This is a genomic window from Aeromonas sp. 3P (assembly GCF_051919745.1).
Lineage (GTDB): Bacteria > Pseudomonadota > Gammaproteobacteria > Enterobacterales > Aeromonadaceae > Aeromonas > Aeromonas veronii.
The window spans coordinates 3503008-3517907 of the sequence record NZ_JBQBED010000001.1; the positions used below are offsets into that span (position 1 = coordinate 3503008).

At 60.9% G+C, this 14900-nt stretch carries 13 protein-coding genes; 4 read left to right on the forward strand and 9 right to left on the reverse strand.

From position 1 onward, the window contains the following. The first annotated feature begins 76 nt into the window (after window positions 1–76). Window positions 77–1429, forward strand: coding sequence for a 23S rRNA (uracil(1939)-C(5))-methyltransferase RlmD (gene rlmD / locus ACTG19_RS16260; RefSeq protein WP_158112727.1), 1353 nt, complete (start codon window positions 77–79; stop codon window positions 1427–1429). 79 nt (window positions 1430–1508) lie between these two features. On the opposite strand, the gene ACTG19_RS16265 is transcribed toward rlmD, so the two are convergent. The 3 genes from ACTG19_RS16265 to ACTG19_RS16275 are packed head-to-tail and all read right to left on the reverse strand — an operon-like array spanning window position 1509 to window position 4988. Beyond that, on the reverse strand, window positions 1509–2078 hold the full coding sequence (locus ACTG19_RS16265) for a PqiC family protein (protein WP_113739834.1): 570 nt from the start codon (window positions 2076–2078) through the stop codon (window positions 1509–1511). Beyond that, window positions 2075–3724, reverse strand: coding sequence for an intermembrane transport protein PqiB (gene pqiB, locus ACTG19_RS16270; RefSeq protein ID WP_005335774.1), 1650 nt, complete (start codon window positions 3722–3724; stop codon window positions 2075–2077). The genes ACTG19_RS16265 and pqiB overlap by 4 nt, the downstream gene beginning before the upstream one ends. Next, window positions 3717–4988 carry a paraquat-inducible protein A gene (locus tag ACTG19_RS16275; RefSeq protein ID WP_113739833.1) on the reverse strand — a complete coding sequence of 424 codons (1272 nt, stop codon included), beginning with the start codon at window positions 4986–4988 and terminating at the stop codon, window positions 3717–3719. Before ACTG19_RS16275 ends, pqiB begins: the two co-directional genes overlap by 8 nt. Window positions 4989–5163: 175 nt before the next feature. On the opposite strand from ACTG19_RS16275, the gene hfq reads away from it, so the two are divergent. Further along, window positions 5164–5523 (forward strand): RNA chaperone Hfq, encoded by a 360-nt coding sequence (gene hfq, locus ACTG19_RS16280; protein ID WP_005335772.1) that lies wholly within the window; start codon window positions 5164–5166, stop codon window positions 5521–5523. Window positions 5524–5655: 132 nt separating this feature from the next. Here the strand turns inward: hfq and ACTG19_RS16285 are convergent, their stop codons facing one another. From ACTG19_RS16285 to ACTG19_RS16310, 6 genes are all read right to left on the reverse strand, one after another. Further along, window positions 5656–6246: an HAD family hydrolase gene (locus ACTG19_RS16285; RefSeq protein WP_005354791.1), complete on the reverse strand. Its 591-nt coding sequence runs from the start codon at window positions 6244–6246 to the stop codon at window positions 5656–5658. A gap of 65 nt (window positions 6247–6311) precedes the next feature. Continuing rightward, a complete protein-coding gene (locus ACTG19_RS16290) occupies window positions 6312–7415 on the reverse strand; it encodes an EAL and HDOD domain-containing protein (protein WP_064335439.1) in 1104 nt (367 codons plus the stop codon). Between the two features lie 4 nt (window positions 7416–7419). After that, window positions 7420–9060 carry a sensor domain-containing diguanylate cyclase gene (locus ACTG19_RS16295; protein WP_219264727.1) on the reverse strand — a complete coding sequence of 547 codons (1641 nt, stop codon included), beginning with the start codon at window positions 9058–9060 and terminating at the stop codon, window positions 7420–7422. A gap of 254 nt (window positions 9061–9314) precedes the next feature. Then, window positions 9315–11351 (reverse strand): exoribonuclease II, encoded by a 2037-nt coding sequence (locus ACTG19_RS16300; protein WP_439989271.1) that lies wholly within the window; start codon window positions 11349–11351, stop codon window positions 9315–9317. A gap of 99 nt (window positions 11352–11450) precedes the next feature. Then, on the reverse strand, window positions 11451–12350 hold the full coding sequence (locus tag ACTG19_RS16305) for a LysR family transcriptional regulator ArgP (protein WP_113739829.1): 900 nt from the start codon (window positions 12348–12350) through the stop codon (window positions 11451–11453). A gap of 201 nt (window positions 12351–12551) precedes the next feature. Beyond that, complete coding sequence (locus tag ACTG19_RS16310; protein WP_042081537.1) at window positions 12552–13202, reverse strand: acyl-homoserine-lactone synthase; 651 nt, start codon at window positions 13200–13202, stop codon at window positions 12552–12554. 62 nt (window positions 13203–13264) lie between these two features. Here ACTG19_RS16310 and ACTG19_RS16315 point away from each other — a divergent pair, with 62 nt between their 5' ends. Together ACTG19_RS16315 and lysE are read left to right on the forward strand one after the other, a co-directional pair. Beyond that, entirely contained in the window at window positions 13265–14047 is a 783-nt protein-coding gene (locus ACTG19_RS16315; protein ID WP_005335753.1) for a LuxR family transcriptional regulator, read from the forward strand. Window positions 14048–14254: 207 nt separating this feature from the next. Then, on the forward strand, window positions 14255–14863 hold the full coding sequence (gene lysE, locus ACTG19_RS16320; RefSeq protein ID WP_201990068.1) for an L-lysine exporter: 609 nt from the start codon (window positions 14255–14257) through the stop codon (window positions 14861–14863). Window positions 14864–14900: the final 37 nt, after the last annotated feature.

Genomic DNA, 14900 nt, shown 5'->3' on the forward strand with positions numbered 1-14900 from the left:
CTCTGCCACCTTTTCTCGATGGGCATGGCTTTTCCGCGTCCATCACCCCCCATTTTTAGTACTTTTGGAGCCGCTCATGCCGTTAGTGGGACATCAACACCAGATCGAGATCCTGGAACTGACCGACAAAGGAGATGGCAAAGGACGCCTGTTCGATCGCCCCCTGTTTGTCGAAGGTCTGCTGCCCGGTGAGCAGGCGCTGGTGGAGCTGACCGAGGTCAAGCCGAACTATCTGCACGGCAAGGTTGCCGAGCTGCTCCAGCCCTCCGCCGATCGGGTGGCCGATTTCTGCCCTAACACCGAGTGCGGTGGCTGTCAGGTACGTCCGCTGGCCTATCCGGCCCAGCTCAAGCTCAAGCAGGCACTGGTGCAGAGCGCACTGGAGCAGGTCGGGCTGGGTGACACGCCGGTCAAGGATATCCTTGGCATGGAGAGCCCGTTCGCCTATCGCAACAAGGCGCAATATGCGGTGCGTGGCTGCGATGCCGGTGCCGAGATCGGTTTTTATCGCAAGCACTCCCACGATCTCATCACCGCCGATGACTGTGCGGTGCAAGATCCGCTGCACGTGGAGCTGAACGCCCGGGTGCGCAACTGGATGCGCACGCATGACATCGCCGCCTATGACGAAGTGAACCACAGCGGCTGCGTGCGCAACCTGATGACCCGCAAGGGTTTCAAGAGCGGCGAGCTGATGGTGGTGCTGGTGACTCTGGGCGAGGAGTTGCCGTTCGAAGCCGAGCTGCTGGCAGCCCTGAGCGATCTGCCGGTTACTACCCTGGTGCAGAACATCAACGATGAGCGCACCAACCGCATTCTGGGCGCCACCAACCGGGTGCTGCTCGGCGAAGGGGTGATCCGCGACAAGATCCACGAACTCGAGTTCGAGATCTCGCCGCTCTCCTTCTTCCAGAACAACCCGACCCAGACCGATGTGCTCTACTCCAGTGCCCTCGAGTATGCCGAGCTGACCGGCAACGAGACGGTGTTCGACATCTATTGCGGTATCGGCACCATCTCCCTGTTCCTGGCTGGCAAGGCCGCCAAGGTCGTCGGGATCGAGTCGGTGGAGAGCGCCATCAGCGATGCCCGCCGCAACGCCGCCCTCAACGGCATCGAGCACACCGAATTCCACGTCGGCAAGGCGGAGCAGCTGATGCCCGAGCTGCACGCCCAAGGTGTGACCGCTGATGTGGTGGTGATGGATCCGCCCCGCAAAGGCTGTGACAAGGCGGTACTGCAGACCCTGGTCGCCATGGCGCCCCGTCGTCTGGTCTATGTCTCCTGCAACCCGCAGACCCTGGCCCGCGATCTTGCCTGGCTGGTCAAGCAGGGCTTCGTGCTGGACGAAGTGCAACCGGTCGATATGTTCCCGCACTCCATGCACGTCGAAGCGGTTGCCCGCCTGAGCCTGCCTGCCAAGGCATAAGTCGCACCCGACTCTTGCCCATAAAAAAACGACGCCAGCTGGCGTCGTTTTTTTATCTCTGCAATCGGCGGATGGGCGATTAGCTGGCGCTCTGGCGTACCTCGGCGGCGATCTGGTCGAGCAGCTGTTGCCAGCCCTGACCCAGTTCGTTCACCAGTGCGTTGTAGCCATCGGCCGGCAGTACTCGCTCCTGACGGAAGGGGGCATCGCGCAGCACGGTGCCATCTTCCGCCAGCAGGCGCCAGCGACCGCTCAGCACGGCGCTGCCGTCATGACGGCCCTGAAAGCGCTCCACCAGAATGGTCAGCACCGGCCCCTTGCGGGCGCCATCCAGCCGTACTACCCAGCCCGGCAGCCGGGTGGAGAGGCCATTGAGGGTGAGCTGGTTGAGTTGATCGTCCAGCGCACCGGCCCAGCGATGGTACTCGGTGAAGTGCAGCTCTTGCCCTTCCAGCTGATAGACCAGACTGATCCGGTCGAGCTGGCTGGCCAGCGCCACTGGGCGCAGCACCAACTGGTGCTGCGGTTGGGCCGGGGCCGTTACGGGTTGCTGGCTGTCGGCATCGAGCGAATAGTAGTGCAGGCTTGGCTGGCTGCTGCAACCCGCCAGCAGGCCCAGCAGGGCCAGCGTCAGGATCTCTTTTTTCATTGTTTGCCTCGCTTGGGCTCAGGGTCCGATGGATGCGCGCGATCGAAGATCAGCGAGCTGGGCTGCTCGTTGAGGGAGTGCACCAGCGGTTGCAGTTCGCGCATCAACTGATTGAGGGTCTGCACCGACTGGCGCAGGTCCTGATTGGTCTGCGACTGGGCATCATAGGCCTGCAAGGTCTCCTGCAACTGCTTGAGGCTCTCGTTGAGCGAGGCGGGCAGCTGCTGGGTGGAATCCTTGGCGGTGAGCTTGTTCAGGTTGGCGCTGACTGCACTGATGTTCTTCAGGGTGCCATCCAGGGTGGTGAGTGACCCGTTGACCTTGGTCAGGGTGGTCGCCATGTCCATGTCGACAAACTTGTCGAGGATGAGGTTCACCTTGCGCTCGATCTGATCCAGCCCGCCTTGCACGGTGGGGAAGACCTGATAACCGGCCAGCTTGGCCTGCTCGAAGCGCGGCGCGTCCGGATAGAAGTTGAGGTCGATGATCTTGCCGCCGGTCAGCAGGCTCGAGGTCTTGAGGCTGGCACGCAACCCCTCCTTGAACTGCTTGCCGAACAGGGCACGCCACTGATCCTTCTCCGCCTTGGCATAGCGGTGGGAGAGGCGCTGTACCTCGATGCGGGCCAGCACCGGGATCTGGCGGCTCTTGAAGATCTGCACGCCCTTGTCCTCGATGAGGTAGGGGGCGGAGATGACGGTACCGACCCGGATACCGCGATACTGCACCGCCGCGCCCGGGTGCAGGCCACCCACGTTGTCATCGAACAGGAAGACGTAGTCGATGAACTGATCCAGACTACCGGCCAGCACGCTCGCCTCATCCTGGAACAGGGTGAACCCTTCCATCTGTTTGACCGGTTCGCCAGGCGCCCAGCCGGGTGGCAGACCCATGGTAATGCCGCCATCGATCAGGCTCTCCAGCGAATCCATCTTCACCTTCATCCCCTCGCTGCTCATGGAGACCTCGAAGCCCGGGGTCATCCAGAAGCGGGAGTTGCTGCTCACCAGAATGTCATAGGGGGCGTGGATGAAGATTTGATACTGCATCTCGCTCTTCTCGGGCAGGAACTTCGCCTCTTCCACCTGACCTATGGTGAAGCCCTGATAGTTGATGGGGGAGCCTTCCCCCAGCGCGCGGGTGTCGCGACTGCTGAGGGTGAGACGCAGCCCCTTGGCATCGAGGGAGGCGAGCGGCGGTTTGTCGAGCATGGCGTATTCGTCCCGCGCCCGACCTTTCTTGCCGGGGGCGAGCTCGATATAGGCGCCGGAGAGCAGGGTGCTCAGACCCGATACCCCTTCACGGCCCACTCTGGGCTTGACCACCCAGAACTGGCTGTCACCGCGCAGCATGCCGGAGGCAGCATTGGTCAGCCGTCCTTTCAGCACCGCATGGCTATAGTCATCGCTCAGCTCGACGGCTTCGATGCGGCCGACGTCCACTTCGCGGGAGCGGATCACCGTCTTGCCAGCGACTATGCCCTCGGCAGTGGCGACTGTCAGGGTGAAACTGGGGCCCTGGGAGTACCAGTGCTGGAACAGCATCCAGAGACCGATGAACAGTGCCAGCAGGGGCACCATCCAGATTGCGGCGGCAGAGCTCAGAAAGTCAGAGCCCGGTTTCCACCTTTTTTTACGCTCACTCACGTTCGCGTTCTCCTTGTTGTAAATCCCAGATCAGGCGGGAGTCGAAACTCATGGCGGCGACCATGGTGATCAGCACCACACCTGCAAATGCGACGGCCGCAGGGCCGGGATAGATGGTCATCAGATTGTCGAGCCGGATCAGGCCCGCCAGAATGGCCACCACGAAGACGTCGATCATCGACCAGCGTCCGACAAATTCGGTCATGCGATAGAGTTTGAGCTTGCCGAGGGGGGAGGTGACATTGCCGCGCTGCACCATATAGCAAAGCCAGAATAGCGCCAGTATTTTCACCAGCGGCACCACCACGCTGGCGAAAAAGATCACCGCCGCTATGGGGTAGGAGCCCATGGCCCAGAGCAGCACCACACCGCCGAGGATGGTGGAGGGGCTGTCATCACCGAGAAACACCGTATCCATGATGGGATAGACGTTGGCCGGAATGTAGAGAATGGCGGAGGTAAACAGCAGCGCCCAGGTACGGTTCAGGCCGCCCGGCTTGCGGGCATGCAGCTTGCCGCCGCAGCGGGAGCAGCTGTGGCTGCCCACCTCGCTCAGAGCGCCACAGATATGGCAGCCCACCAGACCTGATTCCAGCGCGCCCGCTTCCGGGTCGATATCCCGAGCCTCGGTCGGGCCGAACAGCCGCTGCCACAGCCACATCTGATCCAGCGAGGAGATCATCTTGATGAGCAGCACGGTGTAACCGACGAAAGCCCAGAATGACAGCCCCATCTTGATGTCGGCCATCCCCATCAGCTTGACCAGCGAGATGAGCACGCCCACCAGAAAGACATCCACCATCAGCCAGGGTTTGATCCGGCAGAGCAGACGGCCGAGGGAGCGCAGGGCATTGCTGTGCAGATCTTTATCGACCCGCCACAGCACCAGCATGATGGATCCCATATAAACCAGCGGCAGGCCGATCAGGGTCAGGCTCAGTACCGCGCCGAGAAACAGATAGCCCTCATCCACCAGGGTGGTGATGCTCTGCAGAAAAGTCATCTCCTGGCCCACCCCTTTGGCCGAGAAGGACATAAAGGTAAAGGCATTGGCGAGCACGAACATGATGAGTGCCGCGAACCCGTAGGAGATTGGCAGCAGCTCCTGCTGTGGCAGGTGGCGACTCAGGGTGTGTCCACAACGGGGGCAGCAGCTGGTCTGTCCCACCTCGAGCGGTGTGGCCGGTATCAGCAGGTCACACTCTTCGCAGGCAGTGGCATCATGGACATAGGTGGTGTGGTGTTGGTGTGAAACCGGATGCAAGATAAAACCCCAGATAAGGCCCGTGGTAGAGCCAGAGCTGGCGATTATCGCAGTTGTACCGGTCAGCGACCAGCCCCGAAGGCCGCTATTGCTGGCGGGAGTGAGAATGACTTTGACAAGCCAGTGCCCATTTAGCACAATCAAACGCCACTTTTTTTCCGCGGGACAATAATTTATGACAACTGAATCCCCCAGCTACTCCACGATTGAGCAAGCCTTCTCCCTCGGGAACGGGCAAGATTCTGCCCTCAACTGGTTGCGCAAGAACCGCAGTCAGGTCGCTATTTTTCTGGTGAGCGGCATCAAGCTGGAAGGCACCATCAGCGGGTTCGACCAGTACAGCGTGCTGCTGACCGATGCTCATGGTAACCAGCAGCTGGTCTACAAGGCCAAGATCTCCACCATTGCCATGCACACCGGCCGTCCGCAGGTGAATATCCAGCGTGCTCGCAAGCCACGTGTCTCCATGGCGCCGCGCCCCCACGGTGCGCCGGGTCGTTATGACGACAATCAGGGCGGCGGCAACAACGAGTAATCGTCTGCCCCGCACTCCCCGTTGACGCGCCCTGCGTCAGCGGCTGACGGAATCTGCTCTCATTTTCATTCATGTCCCGTATGAGAGCCGGTTCCGGTTATCGCCCCTTGCAGGGCGATATTTTTTTCCGCACTACGCCGTTATGCCGACTGGTTGACCCTCTTTGACCATGCAGGTCTGCATACCCGCCGCTTCTCCGGCCTGTACCCCGATACCGGTATCTTCAAACACCAGACAGCCTGATGGCTCGACCCCCAGCTTGCTGGCGACCAGCAGGAAGGTGTCCGGATTGGGCTTGTGCAGCTCCACATCGTCTGCGGTGACCACCACAGAGAAGTAGCGATCCAGCCCGGTGTTGCGCAGTACCGCCTCGGCATTGATGCGCGGCGAGCCGGTGCCGATCCCCATCGGGATGACGCCATGATAGCGCTCGACCAGCGCCTGCATGGCGGGAAAGACGGTCGCCTTGTGCAGGTTGGCCACATAGTGGGCGGTCTTGCAGCGGGTGACTTCGAGCGGATCGAGGGGGATCTGCTGCTCCTGTGCGACCAGCAGGGCTATCTTGCGGCTCGGCATGCCCCCCAGCTCATAGAACCAGTCGGCATCGAAGTGAAAGCCAAACTCGCGGGCGGTGTGCTCCCAGGCGGCGAGGTGCAGCGGCATGGAGTCGACCAGGGTGCCATCAAGGTCAAAGACCAGGCCTTGGAATCCGGAAAGGGTCATGGTGCGGGTCAGTCTCTGAAAAAAGGGAGCCCATTCTAGCCAGTGGCTCCCCGCCTCGCCATCACCTAGCTGGTGAGAAACGCTTGCCCCCACATTTGTGACTGAAAATAGACGGGGGTGAGCTGGGCCGGATCGAGTTGATATTTGGGGGCAAGCTGTTCCAGCAGGGCCCAGTTGCCCTGTTCATAGGTGCTGACCAGCTGAAACAGATGAAAGAGTGGCCCTTCGTGCAGTTCGATGGCGCGCTGCACGCTCTTGGGCAGGTGGGCCATCAGCGGCTCCGACAGCAGTGAGCCATCGAGCACCAGTCCCACCAGAAAGGCCCAGCTTGCCTCTGCTTTACCGAGGGCGGTGAGGGCAATCAACTCGCAGAAGCGGCCGCGGGCGATGGCCATGCGGGTGCAGGCCTCCGGCATGTGCTGGCTTACCCGAGCCAAACCGTTGATCAACACGAACTTGCGGATCTCCTGCTCCCCCAGATAGGAGAGGGCGCGGGGCACCGAGGTGATGGGGGCGGCATGATCGAAGCCGGGGGCGTTGACGTAGGTGAGCAGCAGGCCGGGCAGCCAGGCATCCTGCTCCAGCAGGCGGGCTACCTGGGCGAAGGAGAACTCTTCGTGGCAGATGAGCTGGAGGATCTGCTGTACCAGCGCCATATCGGGCTGGTTGGCCCGCTGATTGACCAGCTCGGGACGGGCGAGAAAGCCGCCGGCAAAGAAGTCGACCCCCGCCTCCCGCAGCGGGAGAAAATCCGCCCAGGTTTCGATGTTAAGCGCCATCCGCTTGTGCTCGGTGGGCTGGCAGATCCCCTCTTCCCCCATCCAGTACACCAGCAGGCGGCTGGCGCCGAGCCAGCGTGGATCCCGGTTGGCGCCGTGCACCGCCAGTCTGCGCCGACTGTCGCGCCACTGCTCCAGCACCGGGAACGAGTTGGGCTGGCGTTCGCTGGAGGCTTCAACCAGCGGGATCGCGTCCTGATCCAGCAGCAGTGGACGCTGTTCATCGAGCTGTTCGTGGGTGAAGGGCACCAGATATTGACGCCCTTGCGCCAGCAGGCGGCAATGTTGCGCTAGTGAAGGCCATTCGGCCGGTGAGCTGAGCTGATAGTCGATGCCGTAGGCCACCAGAGCCAGGCGACGATTGAAGATGGGGTAGCGACGCAACAGCATGGGATCACCGATAGGCCAGAGTGCGGGCCCTCCCTTGTGACTTGGCGTGGTAGAGCGCTTGGTCAGCCTGTTCGGTCAGGGTCTGCCATGCTCCGTCCTGGGAGGGAACCAGATAGCTAAAGCCTATGCTAACCGTAATGAAATCAGCAACCCGCGAGGCGGGATGGGGCATTTTTAAGCGGGCAAGACCATCGTGGATCCGTCCGGCCAGCTGTTCGGCCTCACCGGGTTGGGGGGCGCAGAGCAGAATGACGAACTCCTCCCCGCCGTAACGGGCTACCAGATTGGTGCAGCGCCGCTCTGCATCCCGCAGCACATGGGCCACCTGTTGCAGGCAAAGATCCCCCTTGGCATGGCCGAAGTGGTCGTTGTAGGCCTTGAACTCGTCCACATCGATCATCAATACCGCCAGCAGGTTCTGGGTGCGCCGTGCCCACTCCCACTCCCGCTGCATGGTGATGTCCCACTGGCGCCGGTTGGCGATGCCGGTGAGGGGATCTTCCAGCGACAGCAGGGAGAGGCGGTGATTGGCCTCCTCCAGCGCACGGTTGGTCTCGGCCAGCTGCATGGTGCGCTCGGCGACCCGGGCCTCCAGCTGGCGGTTGAGGGTTTCCAGCTGCTCCTGAGTACGCTGGCGGATCAGCAGTTGTGACAGAATGGCGGCGTACTGTTTGAAGATCTCGCTCTGATAGGCCTTGAGCGGACGGTGCCAGAGCAGGTTGTCGGCGGCGATCCAGCCGATGGGAGTGGTGCCATCCCATAGCGATACCATGGCGTTCCAGCCACGGCCCACCTGCTGCTTCTCGTAGTAGAGGGGGGTATCTTCCATCACCAGCACGTAATCCTTGCGCCTGAGCGCCTCTTGCACCGTGGGGTGATCCGGAATGGGGCTGATGAAGTTGTGTTCATCCATCAGCTCGCCCTCCTCGCTGGTGCCCCAGGTGCCGCGCATGGTCTTGCCATCGGGTTCGATCAGGAAGATGGCAACCCGATCGAATTGCAGTTCCTTGCGGGCCAGCAGCACGGCATCCCGCAGCAGATCGTTCTCGCTGCGACTGCGGGAGAGGGTGACGCTGACCATGTGCAGCGCCTGCAACATGGTGAGGAAGGAGCCCTGCAGTGCCTGACTCTGTACCAGATCGGTCTGGGTATGGAGCCGCTGGTCCCGCTCCTGATTGACCTGGCTGGAGAGCAGGTGATTGCTGAGCTCGGCTGTCAGATAGTGGATAAGGAGCTGGATGCCCTGACGCTGGTGGGAGGAGAGGCGGTCGATGCGGCGGCGGGTCTCCAGATAGATGACCCCTTCCAGCTTCATGTGACGCTTGAGAGGGAAACAGGCGCGTAACTGCGGCTGGGCGGGCTCCACATTTTCGCCGGGATCAGGCGGTGGTGGGAGCTGCTCGATCACCAGTTGTCCCTTCTCCATCGCCTTGTCGATCAGGTGGTGGGGCAGGGTCAGTTGGCCGAGATGGGCGAGATCAAGCGTGGTCAGCCCGTGATCGAGCTGAAAGCTGTAGAGCTGCGGTTCGGGGGCTTTTAGCCAGAGGTAGAGGCGTTCGGCATCGGTCTTTTCACGGATGGTGGCGAGGCTCACTTCGCATAACTGAGCGAAGTTGGTGAAGTGTTCCGGGTCCCATTCCTGCATACCAATATCCCTTGGATTGTACCCAAGCGAGTATAGACATATTTCTCCTTGATTAATATGTCAGAAAGGAGAGGTGTCGCACATAATGGTTGCTTTAAGTCATTCTGGTGGAGACATTCACTGCGTTCTTTGCCAATCGTGGCTAGAACTGTGTGCCATAACGGTATATATGGCAGCTTGTAGGGTGGGATGCCGGGCAAAAAAGAGCCCGCACGATGGCGGGCTCTCGGGCAGATCAGATGATTCTGCGCGGCTTATTCTGCCTTGGGGGCAGCCTCAGCAGGTGTTTCACTGCTATCGGTTGGCGCACTCTCGGCCGCCGGGGCTTCCGGTGCCGGGCCAGGCACCAGATCCACTGCCGGTTTGGCGATAAGGGAGCGGGTCTCTTCCACCGCTTCGGTCAGTTTGACCTCGATGATCTGGCCGAGCTCGTAGACCACCTCGGTCTTGTCCAGATAGACGCGGCCATTGTCCCAGTTGCACTCCAGTCGATCCTTGTTGTCGAGGATGTGACGGGCAGGCATGAAGACCACGGCGCCGTTCTCCTGCAGACGCAGCTTGAGACCGGCACGCATCACGTCGATGATCTCGGCGTTGAACACCTTGTCGGTGCCAGCATCGGCCTTGAGGTAGCGAACATAGAGCCAGTCGCCGATGTCGCGCTCCACCATGCGGTGCAGACGGCGGCAGGCGGTCAGATGCTCGGTGAGCTCGGTGCTCGGGCGCTCGCCCGGGGTCTTGCCGGCGATGACGGCTTTGAGCAGACGATGGTTGACCATATCGCCGTATTTACGGATCGGGGAGGTCCAGGTGGCGTAAGCATCCAGACCCAGACCGTAATGGGCGCCCGGTTCGGAGGACATCAGCGCATAGCTCTGGAAGCGGCGGATCTTGCCATCCAGCCAGCGGGTGTCGAGGTTGTCGATCCAGCGGCGCAGGGCGCAGAAGCCGGAGAGGCTGGCGATCTCGTCGCGCTCGAACGGGGCTTCGGCACTCTTCAGCAGGTCGATGGCGCCGTCGAGGGACTCTTCGTCAAAGCCGGTGTGAACGTTGAAGATGCCGTAACCGACGCTCTTGCCCAGCACGCGACCGGCACAGATGTTGGCGGCGATCATCGACTCTTCCACCATGCGGTTGGCGATGCGGCGCGGCTCGACGTGGATGGCCAGCACTTCGCCATTCTCGCCCAGCTCGAAGTCGTAGTCGGGACGATCCGGGAATACCAGCGCATGCTCGGTGCGCCACGCGATGCGCGCCTCGGTCATCGCCTTCATCAGCGGCAGCTGGGCCAGTACGCCTGCGTCGATGGACAGCTCTTTGCCATGCTCGGCCCAGTCGGAGACGTCGTCATAGTTGAGACGGGCGTGGGAACAGATGCGGGCGGCGAAGAACTCGGTCTCCTCCAGCAGCAGACCATCTTCGGCGATCAGCAGACGGGCGCACAGAGTGTTGCGCTCCTCGCCCTCTTTCAGGGAGCAAAGCTCGTCGGAGAGGGTGCGCGGGATCATCGGCACGTTGCGGCCCGGCATATAGACGGTGAAGGCGCGCTGGGCCGCCTCTTTGTCCAGCTCGCTCCCTTCGGCCACATAGGCGGTCGGGTCTGCGATGGCAACCAGCAGCTCCCAGCCGTTGTCCAGCTTGGTGATGGCCAGCGCATCGTCCATATCCTTGGTCTTGGCACCGTCGATGGTGAAGAAGGGCACCTTTGTCAGGTCACGACGGGGCAGCTCCTCCTCTTCGATCACCTTCCACTCCGGCAAGTCAGCCGGCTCGACCTGGGCCAGATTGTGGCGCGCCAGCACCACCCACCAGGGCACATTGTGATCTTCCTGGGCGGCAATCTTCTGGATGATCTCGGCAGAGAAGTTGCCGTCGACCAGCGCATGGCGCTTGAGGGTGGCCACCACCCAGTCACCTTCCTTGAACTCTTTCTCATCCAGACCCTTCTTGACGCGGGCCTTGATGGCATCCTTGATCAGCGGATGGTCGGCCACCACGTTGAGGCGGTCGCGGAACATCTTGACCCGGGCCACGAAGCGGGTGACGGACTGCTCCAGCAGGGTATCCGGCTCGGCCACTTCCTTCTCTTTTTCGGTGCGGATCAGGGCGGTCACCCGGTCACCGTGCATCACCTTCTTCATGTAGGGAGGCGGCACGAAATAGCTGGTCTTCTCATCGACTTCCAGAAAGCCGAAGCCCCGGTCCGAGGCGCGGATCACACCCTCTTTCTTCGGGATGTTTTCGCGGATTTGTTGCTTGAGCTGGGCCAGCAGCGGATTGTCTTGGAACATAAGTGAGGAACCTGAAGTGAAAACCTGGGTGGAGACCTGATGAAGGATCGCCCAGCACTATACGTTTTTAGCCCTGCAAAGCCAAGGTGAATGGCCTGCTCAGCGTGGTTTCAACTGCGAGCTGGCATGGTCGATAAGGCGTTGGGAGAGCTGCTTGTGAACCCCTTTTTCCAGTACCCAGCGGTGCCAGTAGAGGCGTTCCGTCAGGACGTGGTCGGGACTGAGGTTGAGTAGTGACCCGCCAGCCAGCTGGCCTCTTATCTGCAATTCGGGAATGAGACAGTAGGCCAGCCCCTGTTCGGCCATGGCGACGAAGGCCTCTGACGAGTGGACCGTATGGCAGGGATAACCGCCCGGCTCCAGCCCGAAGTGCTCCCTCATAAAGCTCACATGCATGTCATCGCGCTGATCGAACGCCACCGCCGGTGCCTTGGCCAGCGCCTCACGAGTCAGGCCGCGAGGGAAGTGGCGAGCTACGAAGGTGGGGCTGGCGGTAAGCAGATAGTTCATCTCACCGAGCTCGTCGACGCAGCAACCCGCCAGCGGCTGGGGATGCAGGCTGACCGCACCAAAGGCCTGACCCTCGCGGACCTTGTCGAGGGTGCGGCTCTCGTCATCGACCAGCAGGTTGAGCTCGATGGGGTGCTGTCTCAACAAGGGGGCAATGGCGGGCAGAAACCAGGTGGCCAGGCTGTCGGCGTTCACAGCGATACTGATCCTGATTGGCCCCTGCGGTTGGTTGGGGGTCAGCTCCCCCGCCAGTTCGAGCTCGAGCTGATGTACCTGCCGATAATGGGCCAGCAGCTTCTGGCCGAGTGGCGTGGCCAGCAGCGGTTGGCTGCGAATGAGCAGCGGCTCGGCAAATTGCTGCTCCAGCTGCTTGATCCGCTGGGAGATGGCCGACTGGGTGATATGGAGCGACTTGGCCGCCCGATCGAAGTTCTGCTCCTGCAGTACCGCATCCAGTGCCCGCAGCAGTTTGTAGTCCAGCTCTTTCATCTTCTCCCCCTTCCGTTGCCCAAGGGCTGACTCTACGTTACTCGGCAGGGGACAACAATGGGCGGTGGAAGGGGCGTTGCGCTGTGATTTTTGACAGTAGTGGTCAGGCCATTGAGGGAGGATACTCTCTGGTGCCGCATGGGGTAGCCCTGCGCAGATCGTAGCGACATCTTTATCCCGGGTCTGTTTTCCCGGGATTTTTTATGAGTGAACTGCCAACACCGGTGACGGTTGCTGCAGTGGATAATGGCTGGTTTGATAATGGCCCAGCAGAGGTTGGGAGACCGCCTGCGCGAAGCGCTCATCCAGATGGAAGCGGATGCCAACGCCCCTTACCGCACCCAGATCGACCGCCTGCCGATGACCGAGCCGCTCGATGGGCAGGCCAAGTCGGCGGAAGATGCGCTCCACCGGCAGGCTGACGACGGCGACCAGCTCCCGGATCCCGTGGGCATGGGCGAAGGCATAGACCTCGCGGAAGATGACGCAAGTGAGTTCGCTGACGCCATTGCTCATGCGCGGTGCGCGCTGGGCATCGATAGCCAGACGGGTGAGTTCCCAGACATCTGGGGTGCGTGGCGCGCTTTCACCGGCAAGGGCGGTGGGGAAGATGGTGGGCAGCATATAGGCATCGGCACAGTTGAGCAGACGAATACAGCCACACAGCCCTTGTTCGTCCTCGATCAGAACCCAATGGGTGTCTGGCGTGTCGAAGCTGTCACGCTCCAGGCCCCGATGAGACTCGACATCCCAGCCTAGCCGGTCGGAAAAGACGCGATTTCGAAAGCGATAGAGTTCATTCTCCACCTCGTTTCGTGGATGTTCTCTCAATTTTCCTTTAAAAACCAACATTATGGACCCTCTATCTTGCTATTCGCCGTTATAATCACATGTCTGGCCAAGGGGGCTTTCATATGAACAGAGACCAACTGCTTGAGTACCTCGAACATTTCACTTCGGTGACGGACGGCAATCGTCTGGCCGAACTGATCGGTCGCTTTACGCTCGGGATGGGCTATGACTACTATCGCTTCGCCCTGATCCTGCCGATGTCGATGCAAAGGCCCAAGGTGGTGCTGTTCAACCAGTGCCCCGATTCCTGGGTGCAGGCCTATACCGAAAACAACATGCTGGCGTGCGATCCGGTGATCCGGCTGGCACGCAAGCAGACGCTGCCCATTTACTGGAACCGCCTCGATGAGCGGGCCAGTTTTTTGCAGGAGGGAACCATGGACGTGATGGGGTTGGCAGCCGAGTTCGGGTTGCGTAACGGCATCTCCTTCCCTCTGCACGGTGCTGCCGGGGAGAACGGTATTCTCTCCTTCATCACCTCCGAGCGGGCCTCGAGCGACCTGCTGCTGGAGTCCTCGCCGATCCTCTCCTGGATGTCCAATTACATCTTCGAGGCGGCCATTCGGGTGGTGCGTTTCAGCATGATGGATAGTGCGGGTAAAGACCCCTTGACCGAGCGCGAGACCGAGTGCCTGTTCTGGGCCAGCGAAGGGAAGACCTCTAGCGAGATCGCCTGCATCCTCGGGATCACGGAGCGCACGGTCAATTACCATCTCAATCAGGTCACCCGCAAAACCGGCTCAATGAACCGCTATCAGGCCATTGCCAAAGGGGTTAGTACGGGGCTGTTGCTGCCCAATCTGGAGCAAGTTGTGGTGACCAACTTCCCCAGATTGCTGCAGTAGGCTGAGCCCACAGGCGCAACAGATTCTCCTGCCGCACTCTGAGGGTCACAATTGTCAGATCCGGTAATTGACAAGGGCTGGAACAGCGGCTGGGTATGCCGGTTTTTATTAGCAAAATGAATCAATCAGTAAATCAATGAATTTCTAAGAGGGAACTACCATCGCTATAGTGCCGCTCATTCATCATTTCGAACGGTACTCTCCATGATGCTCGCAACGACACTGCAAGGCTTCACCATCGGTCTGGCCATGATCATCCCCATCGGCGCCCAGAATGCCTTTGTGCTGAGTCGGGGCATCCATCGCAATCACCATCTGCTGACGGCCACGCTCTGCAGCCTCTGCGATCTCACCCTGATTGCTATCGGCGTATTTGGCGGAGCCAATGTGCTGGCCACCAGCCCCCTCGGCATGGCACTGCTCACCTGGGGAGGCGTGCTGTTTCTCGGCTGGTTTGGTGGCCGTTCCCTGCTCAGTGCCTGGCGTGGCAAAGGGGAGGGGCTTGCCGAGACTGCTCAGCAGATGGGGGCCAAAAGCGTGCTGGCGATGACGCTGGGTGTTACGCTGCTCAATCCTCACGTCTATCTCGATACTTTGATGCTGCTCGGCTCCCTTGGCAGTCAGGTGAGCGAGTCCCTGCGTCCGGCTTTTGCTGCGGGGGCCATGCTGGCCTCGTTGGTGTGGTTCTACTCGCTGGCGCTGGGTGCAGCGGCACTGGCGCCCTGGCTGGCCCGCAGCCGGGTGCAGCAGGGGATCGACCTGCTGGTTGGCATCATCATGCTGAGCCTGGCTGTTCAACTGGCCATAGGACGTTGAGGAAGTTAAGGCGGCAGGAATGAACGATCGGTAGCAA